Annotated in this window: 6 protein-coding genes; 2 read left to right on the top strand and 4 right to left on the bottom strand. The window is 68.3% G+C overall.

Annotated elements, in window-relative coordinates; translation table 11 throughout:
• Nucleotides 1-401: thiamine phosphate synthase (locus QQK43_RS19045; protein WP_284309020.1), on the top strand; the 401-nt coding region annotated here is incomplete at its 5' end.
• 99 nt (nt 402-500) lie between these two features.
• Nucleotides 501-1,583, top strand: a complete 1,083-nt coding sequence (locus QQK43_RS19040; protein WP_284309019.1) for a TRAP transporter substrate-binding protein — start codon at nt 501-503, stop codon at nt 1,581-1,583.
• A gap of 81 nt (nt 1,584-1,664) precedes the next feature.
• On the opposite strand, the gene map is transcribed toward QQK43_RS19040, so the two are convergent.
• The 4 genes from map to QQK43_RS19020 all read right to left on the bottom strand — a co-directional run bounded on the left by map (nt 1,665) and on the right by QQK43_RS19020 (nt 5,390).
• Nucleotides 1,665-2,459 carry a type I methionyl aminopeptidase gene (gene map, locus QQK43_RS19035; protein WP_234263832.1) on the bottom strand — a complete coding sequence of 265 codons (795 nt, stop codon included), beginning with the start codon at nt 2,457-2,459 and terminating at the stop codon, nt 1,665-1,667.
• The gene (locus QQK43_RS19030) at nt 2,459-2,719 is read right to left on the bottom strand and encodes a ParD-like family protein (RefSeq protein WP_284309018.1); all 261 of its coding nucleotides are present in this window, start codon (nt 2,717-2,719) and stop codon (nt 2,459-2,461) included. Before QQK43_RS19030 ends, map begins: the two co-directional genes overlap by 1 nt.
• A 96-nt stretch (nt 2,720-2,815) precedes the next feature.
• The gene (locus tag QQK43_RS19025; protein ID WP_284309017.1) at nt 2,816-4,165 is read right to left on the bottom strand and encodes a dicarboxylate/amino acid:cation symporter; all 1,350 of its coding nucleotides are present in this window, start codon (nt 4,163-4,165) and stop codon (nt 2,816-2,818) included.
• Between the two features lie 175 nt (nt 4,166-4,340).
• Nucleotides 4,341-5,390, bottom strand: a complete 1,050-nt coding sequence (locus QQK43_RS19020) for a DctP family TRAP transporter solute-binding subunit (protein ID WP_284309016.1) — start codon at nt 5,388-5,390, stop codon at nt 4,341-4,343.
• Between the last annotated feature and the right edge of the window lie 161 nt (nt 5,391-5,551).

Here is a 5,551-nt window from a genome sequence, read left to right as displayed (position 1 = left end):
TGGCCCTGGGCCTGAGTTCGCACAGTCTGTGGGAGCTGTGCCGTGCTGCGGCCCTGGCTCCCGACCTGATCGCCTGTGGCCCGGTATGGCCCACCACCACCAAGGACATGCCCTGGCAGCCCCAGGGTCTGGACAACCTCGCCTGGTGGGCGCACATGGCGCCCGCGCCGGTGGTGGGCATTGGCGGCGTGCTGGCACCGGCGCAACTGCATGCCGTGGCCAGCGCCGGTGCGTCGGGCGGCTGCGTGGTGCGCGGCCTGGGCGCCGATCCGGCGCTGACCCTGCCGGCCTGGCGCGAAGCCTGGGCCAGCGGGCGGGCCGATGCCGCCCGTCTGCCGGTGCCCGAACTGCCCCACGCCTCATTGCCCACAGGCCTTTGTCCGGCAGGCGATAAGGGGTAACCCGGGTCTCTGGTAAGGTCGACTGTTTCGCCACCGCCGGGCGACCGGGGCGCACGACGCCCCGGGGCACCGGCATTGTTCATCCTCAGGAGAAAAACCATGGATCGTCGATCCCTCATCAAGCACGCCGGCGTGGCCGGTGTGCTGTCTGCCGGCGTGGCCCCGGCGGTGCACGCGCAAGCCGCGGTGCGCTGGCGCATGGCCTCGAGCTTCCCCAAGACCCTGCCGACCATTTACGGTTCGGCCGAAAAGTTTGCCGAAACCGTCAAGGCCATTTCGGGCGGCAAGTTCGAGGTCTCGGTGCACGCCGCGGGTGAACTGGTGCCGGCTTTCGGCGTGGTCGACGCGCTGCAGGACAACACCATCGAGATGGCGCAGACCGCGCCCTACTACTTCACCGGCAAGGACGCCATCTTCGCCTTCGGCTGCGCCGTGCCCTTCGGCCTGACCGCGCGCCACATGGACGCCTGGATGGAACACGGCAACGGCCGCAAGCTGCTGGACGCCTTCTACGCCAAGTACAACATCGTCTCCATGAGCGCGGGCAACACCGGCACCCAGATGGGCGGCTGGTACCGCAAGGAGATCAAGACCGTGGCCGACCTCAAGGGCCTGAAGATGCGCCTGGGCGGCGGCCTGTTCGGCGAAGCCATGGCCAAGCTGGGCGTGGTGGCCCAGAACATGCCCGCCGGCGAGGTCTACCAGGCGCTGGAAAAAGGCACGCTGGACGCGACCGAATTCGTCGGCCCCTTCGACGACGAAAAGCTCGGCTTCAGCCGCGTGGCGCCCTACTACTACTACCCAGGCTGGTGGGAAGGCGGCGCCGAGCTGGAGTTCTTCATCAACAAGAAGGCGTTCGACGCCCTGTCGGCCGAGAACAAGGCCATCGTGCGTGCCGCCGGTGCCGTGGCCGCGCGCGACATGACCGCCAAGTACGACGCCCAGAACCCCGGCGCGCTCAAGCGCCTGGTGGCCGGCGGCACCAAGCTCAAGCCGTTCTCGAAGGAGTTGATGGACGCCGGCTTCAAGGCCTCCATGCAGGTGTTTGCCGAGCACGAAGCCAAGTCGCCCGAGTTCAAGAAAATCCACGAGGACATGCGCGCCTTCCAGCGCGACCAGATCCTCTGGAGCAAGTTCTCCGAGTGGCGCTACGACAGCTACATCGCCAACGCCAAGGTCTGAGCCTGCTGCAGACCCTGACATCAAGCGCCCTTCGGGGCGCTTTTTTGTGCCCGCCCCGAAGGGCCGGCAGGGCGCTGGAAATCAGACCGGCGCGTAAGCCCCGGTGCCGTCCGGCCAGCGAGTCAGCACCTCGTGCCCTTCGGGCGTGACCGCCACCATGTGTTCCCACTGGGCGGAGAGGGAGCGGTCGCGCGTCACCACCGTCCAGCCGTCGCCCAGTTCGCGCACGTCGCGCTTGCCGGCGTTGAGCATGGGTTCGATGGTGAAGACCATGCCCGGCTCCAGCCGCAGCCCTTCGCCGCGTTGCCCATAGTGCAGCACGTCCGGCTTCTCGTGGTAGGTGCGGCCGATGCCGTGCCCGCAGTATTCGCGCACCACGCTGAAATGCGCCCGGTGCGCCACCGACTGGATGGCGTGGCCGATGTCGCCCAGCGTCGCCCCCGGCCGCACTTCGCGCAGGCCGGCGCACAGCGCCTCGTAGGTCGTCTCCACCAGCCGCCGCGCCAGCGGGCTGGGCTCGCCGACGAAGTACATGCGGCTGGTGTCGCCGTGCCAGCCGTCGCGGATGACGGCCACGTCGATGTTGACGATGTCGCCCTTCTTCAGGATCTTGTCGGGCGACGGGATGCCGTGACAGACCACGTGGTTGACCGAGGTGAGGATGGTCTTGGGGTAGCCGTGGTAACCCAGGTTGGCCGGGATGGCGCCCTGGACCTTCACGATGTGCGCGTGGCAAAGGCGGTCGAGCGTTTCCGTGCTGACGCCGGGCACGACGTGCGGCGCGATCATGGCGAGCACCTCGGCGGCCAGCCGCCCGGCCTCGCGCGCCTGCGCGATGTCGTCGGCCGATTTGAGGGTGATGCCGGGGGCCGCCATCAGCGGGCCTGCGCCGGTGCCACCACGGGTGGAGTGGTGTCCGCCGGGCTGGCGACCACCCCGGCGATGTCCAGCCCCCCGGCCAGTTCGGCCCGCACCAGCCATTGGCAGATGGCCTGATGGCTCAGCTCCGGATGCATTTCGGCCAGCATGCCGACGCGCATCCAGTGTTCGGCCTGGGCGTTGATGGAGCGGCTCAGGGCGTTGCCCGCGACCCGCAGGTTCTCGTGCATCAGGTCCGAGATTTTGACGATACCCATGGGGTTATTCCTATACAAAACATATTCGTATCATATACGTTTTGCATAACCGCAAACCGGGCGCCCGATGCCCCGGGAGCGCCCGGCCCTGGCCGTTCAGGAGCGGGCCTGCTGCGGCACCGCCATGTGCGCCACCTGCTGGTCGAGGATCAGCTCCGGTTCGTCGGCCTCTTCGGGCGCCGGGTTGTCCAGGCCGTGCTGCAGCTGGGCCATGTCGAGATCGCCCGTCCACTTGGCCACCACCAGCGTCGCCACACCGTTGCCAACCAGGTTGGTCAGGGCGCGCGCCTCGCTCATGAAACGGTCGATGCCCAGGATCAGCGCCAGCCCCGCCACCGGCACGTGGCCCACGGCCGACAGCGTGGCCGCCAGCACGATGAAGCCGCTGCCGGTCACGCCGGCGGCGCCCTTGGACGTGAGCAGCAACACCGCCAGCAGCGTGATCTGCTGCACCAGCGTCATGGGCGTGTCGGTCGCCTGCGCGATGAACACCGCCGCCATGGTCAGGTAGATGGAGGTGCCGTCGAGGTTGAACGAATAGCCGGTGGGAATGACCAGGCCGACCACCGATTTTTTCGCCCCCAGGTTTTCCATCTTCTCCATCATGCGCGGCAACACCGATTCGCTGGACGAGGTGCCCAGCACGATCAGCAGCTCTTCCTTGATGTAGTGCACGAACTTGAAGATCGAGAACCCGTGCGCGCGGGCAATGAGGCCCAGCACGACGAAGATGAACAGCAGGCAGGTCAGGTAGAAGGTGCCCATCAGCTTGCCCAGCGAGAACAGCGAGCCGATGCCGTACTTGCCGATGGTGAAGGCCATGGCGCCGAAGGCCCCGATGGGCGCGACCTTCATGATGATGCCGACGATGTCGAACAGTACGTGCGAGAACTTCTCGATGAAGTCGAACACCATGGTGCCGCGGCCGCCGAACTTGTGCAGCGCGAAGCCGAACAGCACCGAGAACAGCAGCACCTGCAGGATTTCGCCCTTGGCGAAGGCGTCCACCACCGAGGTGGGAATCACGTGCAGCAGGAAGTCGACCGTGCCCTGCATCTGGCCGGGCTGGGTGTAGGCCGCGATGCCCTTGGTGTCGAGCGTGGCCGCATCCACGTGCATGCCGGCGCCGGGCTGCACCAGGTTGACGATCAGCAGGCCGATCAGCAGCGCGATGGTGGAAACCACCTCGAAGTACAGCAGCGCCATGCCCCCGGTCTTACCGACCTTCTTCATGTCTTCCATGCCGGCGATGCCGACCACCACGGTGCAGAAGATGATGGGCGCGATGATCATCTTGATCAGCTTGATGAAGCCGTCGCCCAGCGGCTTCATCTGCGTGCCCAGGTCGGGCTGGAAGTGGCCCAGCAGCACGCCGATGGTGACGGCGACCAGAACCTGGACGTAGAGGGACTTGTAGAGCGGCTTGCGCTCGGGTTTCGAGGACATGGTGCAGTCTCCGGGCCGGGGCCTGTTGTCGATCTGGATGGCCGGCGTCCGCGGAGCAGACGGGGCCGCAACCGTCCCTTTTCGGGACAGGCGGGACGATACGCACCCCCCCCGGCCGCGCCAACTGTGGCGTTCAACAGTCGTGAAACTACGTATGTCGCGCGGGCGTCAGCGCTCAGGCGGCGTCGCCGATGACGCCGTGCACCGCGTCCAGCAGGCCCGGCCCGACGCTGCGCCGGAACTGTTCGACCACCGGCTGCACCGCCTGGCGCAGCGCGTCGCGGTCGGTGGTGCCGAGCATATGCACCTGCACCCCGGGCTGGGTGCGCAGCGTGGCCAGGGCGGCCTGGTCGAGCCCGGCCGCCAGGCGGTTGCCGTGCTGCAGCGCCTCGTCGAGCGCCTGGCGCACCAGCGCGCGGTCGGCGCGGCCCAGGTGTTTCCACCAGCGCGGATGGGTCACCACGGCATAACCCAGGTAACCGTGCTGCGTGAGCGTCACGTGCGGCTGCAGCGGCGCCAGTTGCTGGGTGAGGTAATTGGACAGCGGGTTTTCCGCCGCATCCACCACCCCGGTGGCCAGGGCGCGCTGGGTTTCGCCGAAGGGCAGCACCACGGGCCGCGCACCCAGGGCCCGCATCTGGGCGCCCAATACCTGCGAGGCCTGGACCCGCACCCGCAGCCCGGCGAAGTCGGCCGGCCGGCGCAGCGGGCGGTGCGCGCTCATCTGCTTGAAGCCGTTGTCCAGAAAGCCCAGGCCCACCATCTGCTGGCGCCCCAGGCGCTCCAGCAGCTCGCGGCCCACACGCCCTTGCGTCACCCGCCGTACCTGGGCCAAGTCGCGGAACAGAAAGGGCAGATCGAAGACCTCGAACTCGGGCACGCCGGCCATGCCGAACTTGGACAGCGAGGGCGCCAGCATCTCCACCGCACCCAGGCGCAGCGCCTCCATCTCGTCATCGTCGCCCCAAAGCTGCGAATCGGGGTAGATCTCGACCCGGATGCGCCCGCCCGAGCGCTCGTGCAGCAGCGCCTGCAATCGCAGGGCCATCTGCCCCTTGGGCGTGTCGGGCGCCACCACGTGCGAAAACCGCAGCAGCAGCGGGGCCTGCCGGGCCGTGGCGACGCCGCACGCGGCGGCCAGCGCGCCACCCACCAGCACGGCACGGCGCCGCACCCGCCCGGCGGGAGCGGACGCGTTCGGCGGCATGCGGTGCGGGACAGGCATGGCCGCTATGCTAGGGCCGAACACACATGGTCACCGAACCCCGCCTCGACTTCGACACGCTGGACCTGGACACCCACCGGGCCGCTGCGCTCACGCGCCGCGCGCTCGCGGGCCTGGTCGGCCTGCTGCTGCTGGTGGCCGCGTCGGCGGTGCTGCTGGTG

The organism is Hydrogenophaga electricum, from assembly GCF_030160815.1.
Classification (GTDB): domain Bacteria; phylum Pseudomonadota; class Gammaproteobacteria; order Burkholderiales; family Burkholderiaceae_C; genus Hydrogenophaga; species Hydrogenophaga electricum.
This window is presented reverse-complemented; position numbering and strand designations above follow the sequence as displayed.

What these genes read in the sequence shown, in the direction of transcription:
- QQK43_RS19025 (WP_284309017.1), bottom strand. Translation starts at nt 4,165, where the DNA reads ATGTCCTCGAAACCCGAGCGCAAGCCGCTCTACAAGTCCCTCTACGTC.
- QQK43_RS19040 (WP_284309019.1), top strand. Translation starts at nt 501, where the DNA reads ATGGATCGTCGATCCCTCATCAAGCACGCCGGCGTGGCCGGTGTGCTG.
- map (WP_234263832.1), bottom strand. Translation starts at nt 2,459, where the DNA reads ATGGCGGCCCCCGGCATCACCCTCAAATCGGCCGACGACATCGCGCAG.
- QQK43_RS19020 (WP_284309016.1), bottom strand. Translation starts at nt 5,390, where the DNA reads ATGCCTGTCCCGCACCGCATGCCGCCGAACGCGTCCGCTCCCGCCGGG.
- QQK43_RS19030 (WP_284309018.1), bottom strand. Translation starts at nt 2,719, where the DNA reads ATGGGTATCGTCAAAATCTCGGACCTGATGCACGAGAACCTGCGGGTC.